This window comes from Mycolicibacterium neoaurum, assembly GCF_036946495.1.
GTDB classification, from domain to species: Bacteria; Actinomycetota; Actinomycetes; order Mycobacteriales; family Mycobacteriaceae; genus Mycobacterium; species Mycobacterium neoaurum_B.
Genome location: NZ_JAQIIX010000001.1, coordinates 288,710 through 303,499, shown reverse-complemented (window position 1 = coordinate 303,499; position 14,790 = coordinate 288,710). Strand labels below are relative to the sequence as shown.

Genomic DNA, 14,790 nt, shown 5'->3' with positions numbered 1-14,790 from the left:
CACGCCGTCACACTACCCTGCATCAACTGCAACGACGCCGCGTCGAATGTCGTTGATGGCGCGTTTCGCCGATGCCCGCAGCGTCGGCTCCGGCGCGGTGATCCGAACCTGGTCGAGCAGATCGAGCACCTGACGGCACCACCGCACGAAATCACCGGCGGACAACACCGATCCGTTGCCGTTGACATCGGAGGCCGCCAGCGCGGAAGCCAGATCGCCGGTGGTGGCCCACTGGTGGATGGCCGCGACGAAACCGTCGTCGGGCTCACGGCTCGCTGTGATGCGTTGGCGCTGTTCATCACTGCGGATATCGGCCGACAGCCGTCGAGTCGCCGCCAGCGCCTTGCGCAGATTCGCGGTCGGGATGCGCATGCCCTGCGGTGCCGACCCGTCCCCGCGGGATTCGAACTGGACCGCCGAGAGGACACCGGCCAGCTCGGCGGGACCGAGCCCGTCCCACACCCCGCGACGTAGACACTCGGCCACCAAAAGGTCGCTCTCGCTGTAGATCCGCGCCAGCAGCCGACCGTCCTCGGTGACTTTCGGCGTGTCGCCGGTACGGTCCACGAAACCGCGCTCGCATAGCAGTACCAGGATCCTGTCGAAGGTGCGGGCCAACGAGTTCGTGGCGGCCGCGACCTTCTGGCGGATCTGCTCGTTGTCCCGCTCGATACGCAGATAGCGTTCGGCCAACCGAACCTTGTCCTCGCGGTCGCCGGCACTGTGCACGGGGTGCCGACGCAGCTGATCGCGCAGCGTCACCAGTTCGGGATCGACATCGGGTTCACCACGACCGGCCCGGTGCCTGCTGGGCACATCGAGCCCGGCCGCCGCCGACAGCAGCGCCGAGGCCAGGTCGCGGCGCACCCGGGGTTGGCGGTGCTCGACACGCTTGGGCAGCTGCATCGATCCCAGCGGCGCGGAGCCACCGGAGTAATCCGCCGACGAGATGCGGCCGGCCCAGCGGTGCTCGGTCAGCACCAGCGGCCGGGGATCGTCGGTGTCTCGGGCCGGTTCCAACACGACGGCCAGCCCACCGCGACGCCCGTTGGTGATGTTGATGATGTCGCCGCGCCGCAGGGCGGTCAGGGCGTCATCGGCGGCGCGCCGACGCTGCATCCGTGAGGCCCTGGACTGGGCGCGCTCACGCGCCGAGATCGCCGCGCGCAGGCGGGCGTACTCCAGCACCGGCGGTTCGGTCTTCTTCCCCGGCTGGGCGCCCATCTCGGCGGCCAGGTCGGTCAGCATCTTCTCCCCGCGCGACAGGCCGCGTACCAGTCCGACGACCGAACGATTCGCCTGGAACTGGGCGAATGACCGTTCCAGCAGGCTGCGCGCCTGGTCGGGTCCCAGCTGTCCGACCAGATTGATGGTCATGTTGTAGGTCGGGGCGAACGAGCTCTTCAACGGGAACGTGCGCGTGGAGGCCAACCCCGCCACCTCGGCCGGGTCGGCGGCGACATCATCGGGATGCCACAGCACCACCGCGTGGCCCTCGACGTCGATCCCGCGCCTTCCGGCTCGGCCGGTCAGCTGGGTGTACTCCCCCGGCGTCAGCGGAGCGTGTTGCTCACCGTTGTATTTGACCAGACGTTCGAGCACCACGGTGCGGGCCGGCATGTTGATGCCCAGCGCCAGCGTCTCGGTGGCGAACACCGCCTTGGTCAGGCCCGCGGTGAACAGCTCCTCCACGGTGTGCCGGAACACCGGCAGCATGCCCGCGTGGTGTGCGGCCAACCCGCGCAGCAGCCCCTCACGCCATTCGTAGTAGCCGAGCACCGACAGGTCCGAGTCCTGCAGGTCGGCGCAGCGGCGGTCGATGACCTCGGCGATCCGGGCGCGGTCCTCATCGGTGGTCAGCCGCAGCGGCGAGCGAAGGCACTGCTTGACCGCGGCATCACAGCCGGCCCTGGAGAACACGAAGGTGATGGCCGGCAGCAGACCTTCGGCATCGAGTGTGGTGATGACATCGGGTCGGGACGGTGGCCGGTTCAACGTCGGCCTGCCCTGCTGACGACCGCGACCGCGACCGCGGCCGCGCGGGGAGAAATCGGTCAGTCGCTCGGCTTCGCGCCGGTGGGCGATATGCCGGATCAGATCCTGGTCGACCAGCGTGTGATCGGAGCCGGCGAAGAGGTCGAACAGCCGCTTGCCCACCATCATGTGCTGCGACAGCGGTACCGGGCGGTGCTCGTCGACGACCACGGTCGTGTCGCCGCGCACGGTCTGGATCCAGCCACCGAATTCCTCGGCATTGCTCACCGTCGCCGACAGGCTGACCAGCCGCACCTCCTCCGGCAGGTGCAGGATCACCTCCTCCCACACCGCGCCACGCATCCGGTCGGCAAGGAAGTGCACCTCATCCATGACCACATGGGAAAGACCATGCAGCGCATCGGAATTGGCGTAGAGCATATTGCGCAACACTTCGGTGGTCATCACCACCACGGGGGCGTCACCGTTGACGGACTGGTCACCGGTCAGCAGACCGATCTTGTCCTGGCCGTAGCGACGCACCAGATCGGCGTGTTTCTGATTGCTCAGCGCCTTGATCGGGGTGGTGTAGAAGCACTTGCGGCCTGCGGCGAGCGCCAGGTGCACGGCGAACTCGCCGACCACCGTCTTGCCCGCTCCGGTGGGGGCGCACACCAGGACCCCGTGACCTGCCTCGAGCGCGGCACAGCCGCGCAACTGGAATCCGTCGAGATCGAACGGGAGCTGTGCGGCGAATGCCCGCAGCTCCGGTCCGGCCTCAGGTGGCGTCGTCATCGATCAGCGTCTGCGCGGATACCGGTGCCGGCCGGTCGATCGGTTCGGCAGCGGGGATGGGCGCCGCCTGGTCCTCGGGCACATCGGCCAGCGCTTCCCGCTTGGCCTTGCGCTTGTCGTGGATACGGGCGATCTGGATGGCGAATTCGAGCAGCAGGGACAAGGCCAGTGCCAGCGCCAACATCGAGAAGGGGTCCGAGCCGGGGGTGGCGAAGGCGGCGAACACGAACAGCGCGAAGATCAGCCCGCGTCGCCATTCCTTCAACCGCGCATAGGTCAGCACACCGATCAGGTTCAGCATGATGATCAACAGCGGGAATTCGAAGCTGATACCGAACACCAGCAGCAGGTTGATCAGGAATCCGAAGTACTGCTCACCGGAGAGCGCCGTCACCTGGACATCGCTGCCGACCGTGAGCAGGAAGCTCAACGCGGTGGAGAGCACAACATAGGCAAGCACGGCCCCGCCGATGAACAGCACACCGCCGACGGTGACGAAGGCGATCCCGAAACGGCGTTCCTTCTTGTACAGGCCCGGTGTGATGAACGCCCAGAGTTGATAGAGCCAGACCGGACAGGCCAGCACGACGCCTGCGGTCAGTGCCACCTTCAACCGCAGCATGAACTGATCGAAGGGGCCGGTGGCCAAGAGCCGGCATTGCCCGTCCGGCGCGATCGTCGCGCGCGCCGATTCGGGAAGCGAACAGTACGGCCCCCGCAACCATTCGCCGAGGCTGTGGAACCCGAAGAAACCGTGGGTGTACCAGATGAAACCGAAAATGGTGGTCAGCAGCACCGCGAGGACCGCGATCAGCAGCCGGTTACGCAGCTCGGACAGATGGTCGACCAACGACATGGTGCCGTCGGGGTTTGCACGCTTGCGCCCCGGCATGCGGCCGTTGCGCGGGTTGAGTCGTGAGAAGATTCCGGGGGTCGGCACGGGCAGCCTTAACGTCGGTGCAGGCGAGATCCGCCCGCGACATCATGGCGACGTCGCGCCGCGGGTGGGACGGACTGCAGCAGTCTAGGCCGGTCGTTTGTCGGTGGACTGCTCGGCGGTGTCGACCCGCTCCGAGCTGACCGGGGTGGCCGGGCCGCTGCTCTCGGGCAGCGGAGTGCTCGGCTTGTCGCCGTCCGCCTGCATCTCCTTGATCTCGGACTTGAAGATGCGCATCGACTTACCCAGCGAGCGCGCCGCGTCCGGGAGCTTCTTGGCACCGAAGAGCAGGATGAACGCCGCAATCACGATGAGCCAGTGCCACGGTTGAAGACCGCCCAATTCAAACACCTCCAGAGATTGTGGTCGAGTCTACTCGTCTTCGTACGCGAGCACCGCTGCCGCGGCGGTCTGGCGGACCCGGTCGGCGAGCTCGGGTGGGTGCAGTACGCGCACCGCGGACCCGAAGCCCAGAACGAAGCGGGCCATCCATTCCAGCGAAGCGTAGGTCATGGCCGCCTCGCAGGCACCGTCGGCAAGCTCGGCCAGCACGCGCAGCGGGTAATAGTCGAACATCCACCCTGCCGACCTGTCGATCAGCAGCGTCGCCGAGGGCAGCGCCGGGTCGGCATCGAACAGCGCGGTGTCGGGGCCCGCGGCGACGGCCGGGGCCGGTGGCCTGGACGGCTCGTCGAGAACTCGCGCCGAGACGATCCGGTCGAAACGGAACAGCCGCACGCCCTCGGCGCTGCGGCACCAGGCCTCCAGATAACTGCGATCGCTGATCAGCACCACGCGGATCGGATCCACCGTGCGGCTGGAGACGGTGTCGTGCGAGGCCGAGTGATACTCCAGTTCCAGCGCCCGGCCGGTGCGGGTGGCCTCCCGGACCGCCGTTGCCGATGCGCTCTCGGGTTCGGCGAGGTCGACCGTGTCCGCCGCGGCTGCCGCTCCGGCCGCCGATTCGATCTTGGCGATGGCGCTGCGGGCCGCCTGCGGGTCCACCATGCCCGGCACGTCCAGCAGCGCACGCAGGGCGACCAGCACGCCGGTCGCCTCGGTGGAGGTCAGCCGCAACGGGTGGTCGACACCGGCGGCGAAGGTCACCTCGATGGTGTCCCCGGTGAAGTCGAAATCGATCAGATCGCCGGGACCGTAGCCGGGAAGCCCACACAGCCAGAGCTGCTCGAGATCGGCATCGAGTTGTTTGCGGGTGACGCCCAGCGCGGCCGCCGCCTCATCCCGGGTGACCCGTGGATTGGCCTTGAAATACGGGACCATGTTCAACAGCCGGACCAGCCGGGTGGAGACCTGGGTTGTCACACCGCCTCCTCGCTCGGCGCACCGGCGTGGGCGCGCAGCCGGGCAAGCACATCGTCGCGCAGCGAGGGTGGATCGAGGGCGACGGCATCGGTGCCGTAACTGGCGATCTCACGGCCGAGGCGGTCGAACATCCCGATGTCGACCGTGATCTCCTCGCCTTGCCTGCCCCGCCAGGACATGGGGCGCGCCGCGGTCGCCTGCCTGCGCAGCGCCGTGGCCCGGCCGTCGGCGATCCACACCCGGGCCCGCTCACCGGTGGGGACATCGGCCACCGCGCGTGCCACGATCTCGCGCAGGTTCACGTCGTCGGGGACAGTGACCGCACCGGCCGGCCCGACGGCCTTGGCGCCGGGCCCGATACGCGACAGCCGGAACGTCCGGGTATCGGCGCGATCCCGGTCGTGACCGACGACGTACCAGCGGCCGCGATGGGTCACCACCCCCCAGGGCTCCAGCGTGCGCGTCCGGTAAGGGTCGTTGCGGCTCTGTCGATGCTCGAACTGCACCACCCGCCCCGAGTTCGTCGCCGAGAGCAGTACGCCGAGCGCCTCCTCTGACCCGCGCAGGCCGGGCAGCGTCGCCGTCGAGCTGATCGCCACCCCGACATCCTCGGAGTCCACCTCGACACCGGCCGCCCGCAGCTTCAGCAGCGCGCTCTGGGTTGCCGTGACCAGCTCCGGGGATTGCCACAGCTGCGTCGCGACCGCCACCGCGGCCGACTCCTCCGCCGTCAGCTCGACCGGCGGCAACGCGTAGGCCTGCCGGTTGATCCGGTAGCCCTCGGTGGCATCGAAGGACGACACCTTGCCGGTTTCGAGCGGAATGCCCAGATCACGCAGTTCGTTCTTGTCCCGCTCGAACATCCGCGAGAACGCCTCGTCCGAGGGGCTGTCAGAGTACCCGGCCACGTTCTTGCGGATCTTCTCCGCCGTCAGATACGAGCTGGTGGACAGCAGCGCGATCACCAGGTTCATCAGTCTCTCGACCTTGGACGTCGCCACCTGAAGCAGCTTAGGGGGTGCCGACCGCCGCGACCGCGCGCGACGTGCCCATCACATGCTGGCGATGAGTCGCTTGACCCGTTCGTCGACAGACCGGAACGGGTCCTTGCACAACACGGTGCGCTGCGCCTGGTCGTTGAGTTTGAGGTGCACCCAGTCGACGGTGAAGTCGCGGCCCGCTTCCTGTGCGGCGCTGATGAATTCGCCACGCAGCTTGGCGCGGGTGGTCTGCGGCGGGGTGTTGACCGCGGCGTCGATGTCCTCATCGGTGGTGATCCGTGCCGCCAGCCCCTTGCGCTGCAGCAGGTCGAACACCCCACGTCCGCGTTTGATGTCGTGGTACGCCAGATCCAGTTGGGCGATCTTCGGATCGGAGAGCTCCATGTTGTAGCGATCCTGATAGCGCTGGAACAGTTTGCGCTTGATCACCCAGTCGATCTCGGTGTCGACCTTGGCGAAGTCCTGGCTCTCGACCGCGTCGAGCTGGCGGCCCCACAGATCGACGACCTGCTCGATCTGGGTATTGGGCTCGCGGGTCTGCAAGTACTCCACCGCCCGGGCGTAGTACTCGCGCTGGATGTCCAGGGCGCTGGCCTGCCTGCCACCGGCGAGGCGCACCGGTCGACGGCCGGTCAGATCGTGACTGACCTCGCGGATGGCGCGGATCGGATTGTCCAGCGAGAAGTCGCGGAAGGCCACCCCCGCCTCGATCATCTCCAGCACCAGCGACGCGGTGCCGACCTTCAACATGGTCGTCGACTCGCTCATGTTGGAATCGCCGACGATCACATGCAGCCTGCGGTACTTCTCGGCGTCGGCGTGCGGCTCGTCGCGGGTGTTGATGATGGGGCGGGAACGGGTCGTCGCACTCGAGACGCCTTCCCAGATGTGTTCGGCGCGCTGAGACAGGCAGAAGGTGGCCGACTTCGGGGTCTGCAGCACCTTGCCTGCCCCGCAGATCAACTGCCGGGTGACCAGGAACGGCAGGAGCACATCGGAGATGCGGGAGAACTCGCCGGCGCGCACGATCAGATAGTTCTCGTGGCAGCCGTAGGAGTTTCCGGCCGAGTCGGTGTTGTTCTTGAACAGGTAGATGTCGCCGCCGATACCCTCGTCGGCCAAGCGCTGCTCGGCGTCGATAAGCAGGTCCTCGAGCACCCGTTCCCCGGCACGGTCGTGGGTCACCAGCTGGGCGAGGTTGTCACACTCGGCGGTGGCGTACTCCGGATGCGACCCGACATCGAGGTACAGCCGGGCTCCGTTGCGGAGAAAGACGTTGGAACTGCGGCCCCAGGACACCACCCGCCGGAACAGATAGCGTGCCACCTCGTCAGGGCTGAGCCGGCGGTGACCATGAAAGGTGCAGGTCACGCCGAATTCTGTCTCGATTCCCATGATCCGTCGCTGCACACGATCGAGCTTACGGGGTGGGTCCGGGTATCGGTGGGCAAGGCCGGCCCGCGGTTCGTTTTCGGTGTGCGTGCGAAACGCGGACGAGACCAGCCGTTGCGGTCTACCCCAGCGGCTGGTCGGGGTTGCCGGCACCGGCCTCGCCGGTGTCGGTTTTCCCGTCGCTTCGCTCGCCGGTGCCGGTTTTCCCGTCGCTTCGCTCGCCGGTGCTGGTTTTCCCGTCGCTTCGCTCGCCGGTGCCGGGCACCAGCGCCTCCAGCGCCGCACCGGTGATCCGCCGGAACGCCCGGCGCGGCCGGTTGGCATCGAGGATGGCGACCTCCATGGTCGACGGCTCCAACACCCGGGGTTCTGACCCGTTGCCACCGGCGCGCAGGGCGTTCACCGCGATCGTGACGGCTTCGGCAAGCGTGGCGTTCTCGGTGTAGGACTCCCCCAGCGCCGTGGCGATCGGCTCGGTGGTGCCGCCCATCACCACGAAATGCGGTTCGTCGGCGATCGATCCGTCGTAGGTGATGCGGTACAGCTCCGGAGCTTTCGACTCGCCGTGATGCGCCACCTCGGCCACGCACAGTTCCACCTCGAAGGGCTTGGCCTGCTCGGTGAAGATGGTGCCCAGCGCCTGGGCGTAGACGTTGGCCAGCTGACGGCCGGTCACGTCGCGACGGTCGTAGGCATAACCGCGGGTATCGGCGAACTGGATGCCGGCCACCCGCAACTTGTCGAACTCGTTGAACCGGCCGACCGCGGCGAACCCGACCCGGTCGTAGAGCTCGCTGACCTTCTGCAGTGAGCGCGACGGGTTCTCCGCGACGAAGAGCACGCCGCTGTCATAGGCCAGCACCACCACGCTGCGCCCGCGTGAAATACCTTTGCGCGCAAGCTCGGAGCGCTCACGCATCGCCTGCTCGGGCGAGATGAAATAGGGAAAACTCATCAGCCGTTACCGCCCGCGCGTGTCCTCTTCTCGATGACCTGTCGGGCCAGATCGGCGATCCGGGCCTCGGTCACTTCCTCAGCTCCTTCGGCGCCGATCAGCACCGCGGTCGGGTAGATACCGCGCACCAGATCCGGGCCGCCGGTGGCCGAATCGTCGTCGGCGGCGTCGTAGAGCGCCTCGATGGCAGCCATCAACGCCGAGTCGGCATCGCTGACCTGCGGATACAGCTTCTTGATCGAGGACTTCGCGAACAGCGAACCCGAGCCCACCGACTGGAAGCCCTCTTCCTCGATATTCCATCCGCCGGCGGCATCGAAGGAGACGATGCGCCCGGCGTTGCGGGCGTCGGGATCGTCTATGTCGAAGGCAACCAGCAGTGGCAGCGCCACGAAACCCTGCAACGCGGCACCCAAGTTGCCGCGCACCATGGTGGCCAGGCGGTTCACCTTGCCGCGGAAGGTCAGCGGGACACCCTCGACCTTCTCGTAATGCTCCAGTTCGACGGCGTAGAGCCGGGCGAACTCGACCGCGATGGCCGCCGTACCGGCGATCCCGGTGGCCGCGTAATCATCGGCGATGTGCACCTTTTGGACATCGCGGCTGGCGATCATGTGACCCTGGGTGGCCCGCCGATCACCGGCGATCAACACACCGCCGGGATACTTGAGCGCCACGATCGTCGTGCCGTGCGGCAATTCCGTGCCAGGTCCGGCGGACACCTCGCGTCCACCCGGCAGCAGCTGCGGGGCCTGCCGGCTCAGAAAGTCAGAGAACGACGACAGGTTCAGATGCGTGTTGGTGATATCGAGACTGGTGGGGACCGGCTTATTCGACCACGCCGTCACTGGCCGCCCTTTTGGACATAGGCACGCACGAAATCTTCGGCGTTCTCCTCGAGGACGTCGTCGATCTCGTCGAGCAGATCGTCGGTGTCCTCGGCCAGCTTCTCGCGACGCTCCTGCCCGGCCGCGGATGCGCCGGTGACGTCATCGTCCTCACCGCCGCCACCGCCACGCTTGGTCTGCTCCTGAGCCATCGCTGCCTCCTGATTGCTCTGTCCGGTTCTTTCACATTACCGGTCGGCACCGGTATTACTCGGGTCAGTCGGTATTACCGGCCGTCACGTCGTGAGCTGCTCGACCAGTTCGGCGGCACTGTCCACGGAATCAAGCAGCGCACCCACATGCGCCTTGCTGCCCCGCAACGGTTCCAGGGTCGGGATGCGCACCAGCGAATCCCCACCGAGGTCGAAGATCACCGAGTCCCAACTGGCCGCGGCGATATCGGCACCGAACCGGCGCAGACATTCACCCCGGAAGTACGCCCTGGTATCGGTCGGCGGATTGTCCACCGCATCGAGCACCTGTTGCTCGCTGACCAGGCGCTGCATCGAGCCGCGGGCGACCAGCCTGTTGTACAGGCCCTTGTCCAGCCGGACGTCCGAATACTGCAGATCCACCAGCTGCAGTCGTGGGGCGGACCACGTCAGGTTCTCGCGGTTGCGGAACCCCTCGAGCAGTCTGAGCTTGGCAGGCCAGTCCAGGATCTCGGCGCATTCCATCGGATCGCGCTCCAGCAGGTCCAGCACATGCGCCCAGGTGTCGATGACGTGGCTGGCCCGCGGGTCGGGCTCGCGGGCGTCGACCAGTTTTGCCACCCGATCCAGGTAGATGCGTTGCAACGCAAGCGCTGTCAGCTCCCGCCCATCGGCAAGTGCGACGGTCGCCCGCAGTGCGGGATCACGACTGATGACGTGCACCGCGTGCACCGGCCGGGCCAATGTGAGGTCGGACAGGTCGATACCGTGCGCGGGCCCCTCCTCGATGAGGTCGAGCACCAGGGAGCTGGTCCCCACCTTGAGATAGGTCGAGGTTTCGGCGAGGTTGGCATCACCGATGATGACGTGCAGCCGCCGGTACTTGTCTGCGTCGGCGTGTGGCTCGTCGCGGGTGTTGATGATGCCGCGCTTGAGGGTGGTCTCCAGGCCGACCTCAACCTCGATGTAATCGGCGCGCTGGGACAGCTGGAAGCCCGGCTCGTCACCGGAGGGGCCGATCCCGACCCGGCCGGAACCGGTGACCACTTGGCGCGACACCAGGAACGGGGTGAATCCCGCGATGACCGAGGAGAACGGCGTCTGCCGGGACATCAGATAGTTCTCGTGCGTGCCATAGGACGCGCCCTTGCCGTCCACGTTGTTCTTGTAGAGCTGCAGTTTCACCGCCCCGGGCACGCTGGCCACGTGACGCGCCGCCGCCTCCATCACCCGTTCGCCGGCCTTGTCCCAGATGACGGCGTCCAGCGGATCGGTCACCTCGGGTGCGGAGTACTCCGGGTGGGCGTGATCGACATAGAGCCGGGCGCCGTTGGTGAGGATCATGTTGGCCGCCCCGACCTCGTCGGCATCGACGATGGGCGCGGGACCGGTTCCGCGGGACAGGTCGAAGCCGCGGGCATCGCGCAGCGGCGATTCGACCTCGTAGTCCCACCGCGTGCGCTTGGCCCGCTGCAACCCGGCCGCCGCTGCGTACGCCAACACCGCTTGGGTCGAGGTCAGGATCGGATTCGCCGTGGGATCCGACGGCGAGGAGATGCCGTATTCGACCTCGGTCCCGATAATCCGTTGCATGGGCAAAGCCTAGGCGACGGGCCCGGTCGCGACGTCGGCGCGTCCACCGCGGATGGGAGCGGTCGCGGCGCGAGCGGCCAGGTGTTCGGGCCTGCTCTGCGCGGCGGCATACGGCGCCCCGAGCCGGTTCTCGACCGAGTTGAACACCAGGAACACATTCGACCTCGGCAGCGGGGTGATATTGGAACCCGAACCGTGCAGCAGATTGCAGTCGAACCACAGCGCGCTGCCGGCCGCGCCGGTGAATTGGTCGATGCCGTGCGCGTCGACGGCCTTGGTCAGGATGTCCTGGTCGGGAACACCGAATTGCTGTGCCACCAAGGACTTCTCGTGATGGTTGTCGGGAGTGCGGCCCACGCATGGATAGAAGGTGTGATGCGACCCCGGGATCACCATCAGCGAGCCGTTGAAGGGGTAGTTGGGTGTCAGTGCGATCGAGCAGGACACCGCGCGCATGCTTGGCATCCCGTCTTCGGCATGCCAGGTCTCGAAATCGGAATGCCAGTAGAAGCCGGACCCGGTGAACCCTGGCATCAAGTTGATCCGGGCCTGATGGATGTAGACCTCACCGCCGAGCAACTGCCGGGCCACCGGTAGGACGGTGTCCGAGCGCATCACATCGGCGATCAGCGGGCTCAGCAGATGGGGCGCGAAGATGGACCGGATGGCGCCACCCGGTTCTCGGATCACCCGCCGGTCGTCGGGGGCGAGCTCGGCGGCCAGCCGGTCGATCTCGGTACCGAGCGCAACCACCGTCGCGAGGCCGATGGTTCCGGGGCGGGTCAGGTAACCCTGCTCATCGAAGCGATCGAGATGGTCCGGACTCAGTGGTCCTGACTTCGACCTCCGGTCACACCACACGGTGGGTTCCCGGCGCTCGATCGGCGAGATCGCATGGTCCAACCGGCTCGGGTACGGGTCGCGTAGGGCGGGCATGACGGCAGAACTCACGCCTTCACCACCTGCTGTGGTGCCGGGTAGGCGCCGGTCTCGTCGTGAACCTCGGCCCCGGTCACCGGCGGATTGAACACGCACAGCATCCGCAGCTGATCGACACACTCGACCCGATGCCGTTCGTGCCCGTCGAGCAGATACATGGTTCCGGGTTCGAGCTGATGGTCCTCACCGGTCTCCAGGTTGGTCAGGGTGCCCCGGCCCTCGATCACCCAGACCGCCTCGACGTGGTGCTGATAGTGGAATTCACTGACCGAATCCGATTCGATGACGGTCTCGTGGAAGGAAAATCCGACCCCGTCGCCGGCCAGGATGATCCGTTTGGAGCGCCAGGCGCCGGCTGCGACATCGCGTTCGGTTCCGGTGATCTCGGCCGTGGTGCGCACGATCATGACATCAACTCCTTTGTGTTCTAAGCGGTGGCAGCGACGGATTCGGCCAGGATCGCCAAACCGGAATCCAGGTCTTCGGTCGATGTGGTGAGCGGCGGCAGCAGTTTGACCACTTCATCGGAGGGTCCGCTGGTCTCCATCAGTGCACCCCGCTCGAACACCGCCCGGCGGACCCGCTCCGCCCGTCCGGCGTCATCGAAACGAAGCCCCTGGGCCATCCCGCGCCCGCGCGCCGACACGCCGTCGTGTGCGGTCGCGATCCGATCCAGCCGCTCGCGCACCAGATCGCCCTTGGCGGTGGTCTCCTGCGCGAACTTCTCGTCCTTCCAGAATGTTTCGAGCGCCTTGGTGGCGGTGATGAAGGCCGGGTTGTGGCCACGGAAGGTGCCGTTGTGCTCACCCGGGGACCAGACGTCCAGATCGCGGCGCAGCAGCGTCAGCGCCATCGGCAGGCCATAACCACTGATGGACTTGGACAGTGTGACGATATCGGGCACTATGCCGGCCGCCTCGAAGCTGAAGAATCCCCCGGTGCGCCCGCACCCCATCTGCACATCGTCGACGATCAGCAAGATTTCGCGCTTCCGGCACAGCGCCGCAAGTTCCTGAAGCCATTCCAGCCGAGCGACATTGAGGCCCCCCTCACCCTGTACGGTCTCGACGATCACGGCGGCGGGGCGGTTCAGGCCGCTGCCGGAATCGTCGAGCACCCGCTCGAACCAGTGGAAGTCTTCGGTGACACCACCGAAGTAGTTGTCATAGGGCATCGGCGTGGCGTGCACGAGTGGAATGCCGGCGCCTGCGCGTTTCATCGAGTTGCCGGTGACCGACAGCGATCCCAACGTCATACCGTGAAAGGCGTTGGTGAAGCTGATGATCGACTCACGGCCGGTAACCTTGCGCGCCAGTTTCAGTGCCGCCTCGACGGCGTTGGTTCCCGTCGGCCCAGGAAACTGCACCTTGTAGTCGAGTCCGCGCGGCGTCAGGATCAGCCGGTCGAATGCCTCCAGGAACCGCTGTTTGGCGGTCGTCGCGATATCCAGCGAGTGCACGATCCCGTCCGCGGCAAGATAGTCCAGCAGGGCGCTTTTGAGGATCGGATTGTTGTGGCCGTAGTTCAGCGCACCCGCACCGGCGAACATGTCGAGGAAGGTGCGCCCCTCGGTATCGGTGACCCAGGAGCCACGGGCCGTTGCCAGCGTCGTCGGCCAGGCCCGGCAATAGCTGCGGACCTCGGACTCCACCGACCCGTACACATCCGGCAGATTGGACTCTGTCAGCGACGAGGCGTCGTGAAGCAGAGTTGATTCGAGCAGCAAGAAACTATCCTCCAATGGATGGCGATCCATCTTCGATGAGATGGTTTGACGCACTGCGGGTTACAGTGCTCGATCAGTTTTCTCCGGAGCGGCGATGGGTCCGATGCGCAGCAGCGGTTCGTCCGCATGCGTCAGATCGGGGTCGAGTTGCGCCGCGGTGAAATGGGGCTGCTCCGACATAGGCACACCGTGACGTCGGGCGAACGCCGAGAAAAACGCCCGCGACGGCGCGTTGTCGGGGGCGACCGTGGCTTCCACCGTGAGCGGCCCGTCACCACCGTCTCGTGCGACGCGGCGTACCAGGTGGTCGAGCATCGCGGCGGCGATCCCCCTACCTTGCACCGCAGGCGCGACGGCAACCTGCCAGACGAACAACACCCCGCGCCGATTTGGCGGGGGGTAACCGGTGATGACTCCCGTCACGCGACCGTCGATCTCGGCGACGACCGAGGTGTCGGCGAAATCGGTGGCGAGCAAGAGATAGGCGTATGTCGAATTGAGGTCCAGCACATCGGTTTCGGCAACCAGGCGTCGGATGGCGATGGCATCGCCGCCGCGCGGCCGGCGCAGTACGGGCGCCTGGCCCAGATCGCTCTCGGATTGTCGGACTTGGGTTTTGGTCGAGCCGTTCGTATTCAGTAAGAGTCACCACCGAGCAGTTATCGATCATCGCGGAGTTTCGTATCTTCGGTAACCCGACCGTAATCAGCAGTGCCCGACGGGATCAAGCACCACCGTCGCCGCGAAGCGCCGACGGCCGCCCTGTCAACCTGCGGAAAGTCCGACAATCCCCAGCGCCGCCCGACGCCCGTCGTCGTTACCCAATCGTGACCTTGATTTCGACGATGTGACCCCGCTCACGTGCGCGGATGCCGGCAGCCGGTGGTCTGTTCGATTCGGCCGCCGATGTCGCCGCCGGCGACTATCGTCGACATCAGCCGGAGGTGAAAATAGCTGGTCGAGGCGTCGAAAGACGCGCCGGGCCGTCGGCGCGCCACGGGTGGCCACACCGTCATGCTCATCGTTGACAGCAGGGTATGGGGGCCGGCGCACCCGTGACGCGCCGACCTCGCACCCAACCGGTGCGCCCCGCGCGTCCCGAGCCGACCATGAAGC

General features: G+C 66.6%; 15 protein-coding genes. All 15 read right to left on the bottom strand.

Going from position 1 to position 14,790, the window contains the following annotated elements; genetic code table 11:
* Positions 1-12 precede the first annotated feature (12 nt).
* Positions 13-2,769, bottom strand: coding sequence for a DEAD/DEAH box helicase (locus PGN27_RS01315; RefSeq protein WP_335324459.1), 2,757 nt, complete (start codon positions 2,767-2,769; stop codon positions 13-15).
* Positions 2,753-3,709 (bottom strand): twin-arginine translocase subunit TatC, encoded by a 957-nt coding sequence (gene tatC, locus PGN27_RS01310; protein WP_335324458.1) that lies wholly within the window; start codon positions 3,707-3,709, stop codon positions 2,753-2,755. Before tatC ends, PGN27_RS01315 begins: the two co-directional genes overlap by 17 nt.
* An 84-nt stretch (positions 3,710-3,793) precedes the next feature.
* Positions 3,794-4,048, bottom strand: coding sequence for a Sec-independent protein translocase subunit TatA (tatA, locus tag PGN27_RS01305; RefSeq protein WP_335325190.1), 255 nt, complete (start codon positions 4,046-4,048; stop codon positions 3,794-3,796).
* 30 nt (positions 4,049-4,078) lie between these two features.
* Complete coding sequence (locus tag PGN27_RS01300) at positions 4,079-5,029, bottom strand: helix-turn-helix transcriptional regulator (RefSeq protein ID WP_335324457.1); 951 nt, start codon at positions 5,027-5,029, stop codon at positions 4,079-4,081.
* Positions 5,026-6,030, bottom strand: a complete 1,005-nt coding sequence (locus tag PGN27_RS01295) for a helix-turn-helix transcriptional regulator (RefSeq protein ID WP_335324456.1) — start codon at positions 6,028-6,030, stop codon at positions 5,026-5,028. Before PGN27_RS01295 ends, PGN27_RS01300 begins: the two co-directional genes overlap by 4 nt.
* Before the next feature lie 51 nt (positions 6,031-6,081).
* Positions 6,082-7,440 carry a Pup--protein ligase gene (pafA, locus tag PGN27_RS01290; RefSeq protein WP_335324455.1) on the bottom strand — a complete coding sequence of 453 codons (1,359 nt, stop codon included), beginning with the start codon at positions 7,438-7,440 and terminating at the stop codon, positions 6,082-6,084.
* Positions 7,441-7,543: 103 nt separating this feature from the next.
* Positions 7,544-8,377 carry a proteasome subunit alpha gene (gene prcA / locus PGN27_RS01285; RefSeq protein ID WP_335324454.1) on the bottom strand — a complete coding sequence of 278 codons (834 nt, stop codon included), beginning with the start codon at positions 8,375-8,377 and terminating at the stop codon, positions 7,544-7,546.
* The gene (gene prcB / locus PGN27_RS01280; RefSeq protein ID WP_335324453.1) at positions 8,377-9,225 is read right to left on the bottom strand and encodes a proteasome subunit beta; all 849 of its coding nucleotides are present in this window, start codon (positions 9,223-9,225) and stop codon (positions 8,377-8,379) included. Before prcB ends, prcA begins: the two co-directional genes overlap by 1 nt.
* Positions 9,222-9,416 carry a ubiquitin-like protein Pup gene (locus tag PGN27_RS01275; RefSeq protein WP_030135498.1) on the bottom strand — a complete coding sequence of 65 codons (195 nt, stop codon included), beginning with the start codon at positions 9,414-9,416 and terminating at the stop codon, positions 9,222-9,224. Before PGN27_RS01275 ends, prcB begins: the two co-directional genes overlap by 4 nt.
* Positions 9,417-9,500: 84 nt before the next feature.
* Entirely contained in the window at positions 9,501-11,009 is a 1,509-nt protein-coding gene (gene dop / locus PGN27_RS01270) for a depupylase/deamidase Dop (protein ID WP_335324452.1), read from the bottom strand.
* Between the two features lie 9 nt (positions 11,010-11,018).
* Positions 11,019-11,945 carry an ectoine hydroxylase gene (gene thpD, locus PGN27_RS01265; protein ID WP_335325189.1) on the bottom strand — a complete coding sequence of 309 codons (927 nt, stop codon included), beginning with the start codon at positions 11,943-11,945 and terminating at the stop codon, positions 11,019-11,021.
* Positions 11,946-11,956: 11 nt separating this feature from the next.
* Positions 11,957-12,355, bottom strand: coding sequence for an ectoine synthase (locus PGN27_RS01260; RefSeq protein WP_335324451.1), 399 nt, complete (start codon positions 12,353-12,355; stop codon positions 11,957-11,959).
* Between the two features lie 20 nt (positions 12,356-12,375).
* Positions 12,376-13,704 carry a diaminobutyrate--2-oxoglutarate transaminase gene (gene ectB / locus PGN27_RS01255; RefSeq protein ID WP_335324450.1) on the bottom strand — a complete coding sequence of 443 codons (1,329 nt, stop codon included), beginning with the start codon at positions 13,702-13,704 and terminating at the stop codon, positions 12,376-12,378.
* A 30-nt stretch (positions 13,705-13,734) separates the two neighbouring features.
* Positions 13,735-14,262, bottom strand: a complete 528-nt coding sequence (ectA, locus tag PGN27_RS01250; protein ID WP_335325188.1) for a diaminobutyrate acetyltransferase — start codon at positions 14,260-14,262, stop codon at positions 13,735-13,737.
* A 269-nt stretch (positions 14,263-14,531) separates the two neighbouring features.
* Entirely contained in the window at positions 14,532-14,696 is a 165-nt protein-coding gene (locus tag PGN27_RS01245) for a hypothetical protein (RefSeq protein WP_335324449.1), read from the bottom strand.
* Positions 14,697-14,790 lie beyond the last annotated feature (94 nt).

Bases quoted from the DNA above. Each gene is read 5' to 3' on its own strand.
- ectB (WP_335324450.1), bottom strand. From the start codon at position 13,704: ATGGATCGCCATCCATTGGAGGATAGTTTCTTGCTGCTCGAATCAACT.
- PGN27_RS01260 (WP_335324451.1), bottom strand. From the start codon at position 12,355: ATGATCGTGCGCACCACGGCCGAGATCACCGGAACCGAACGCGATGTC.
- prcA (WP_335324454.1), bottom strand. From the start codon at position 8,377: ATGAGTTTTCCCTATTTCATCTCGCCCGAGCAGGCGATGCGTGAGCGC.
- PGN27_RS01275 (WP_030135498.1), bottom strand. From the start codon at position 9,416: ATGGCTCAGGAGCAGACCAAGCGTGGCGGTGGCGGCGGTGAGGACGAT.
- PGN27_RS01245 (WP_335324449.1), bottom strand. From the start codon at position 14,696: ATGAGCATGACGGTGTGGCCACCCGTGGCGCGCCGACGGCCCGGCGCG.
- dop (WP_335324452.1), bottom strand. From the start codon at position 11,009: ATGCAACGGATTATCGGGACCGAGGTCGAATACGGCATCTCCTCGCCG.
- thpD (WP_335325189.1), bottom strand. From the start codon at position 11,945: ATGCCCGCCCTACGCGACCCGTACCCGAGCCGGTTGGACCATGCGATC.
- PGN27_RS01315 (WP_335324459.1), bottom strand. From the start codon at position 2,769: ATGACGACGCCACCTGAGGCCGGACCGGAGCTGCGGGCATTCGCCGCA.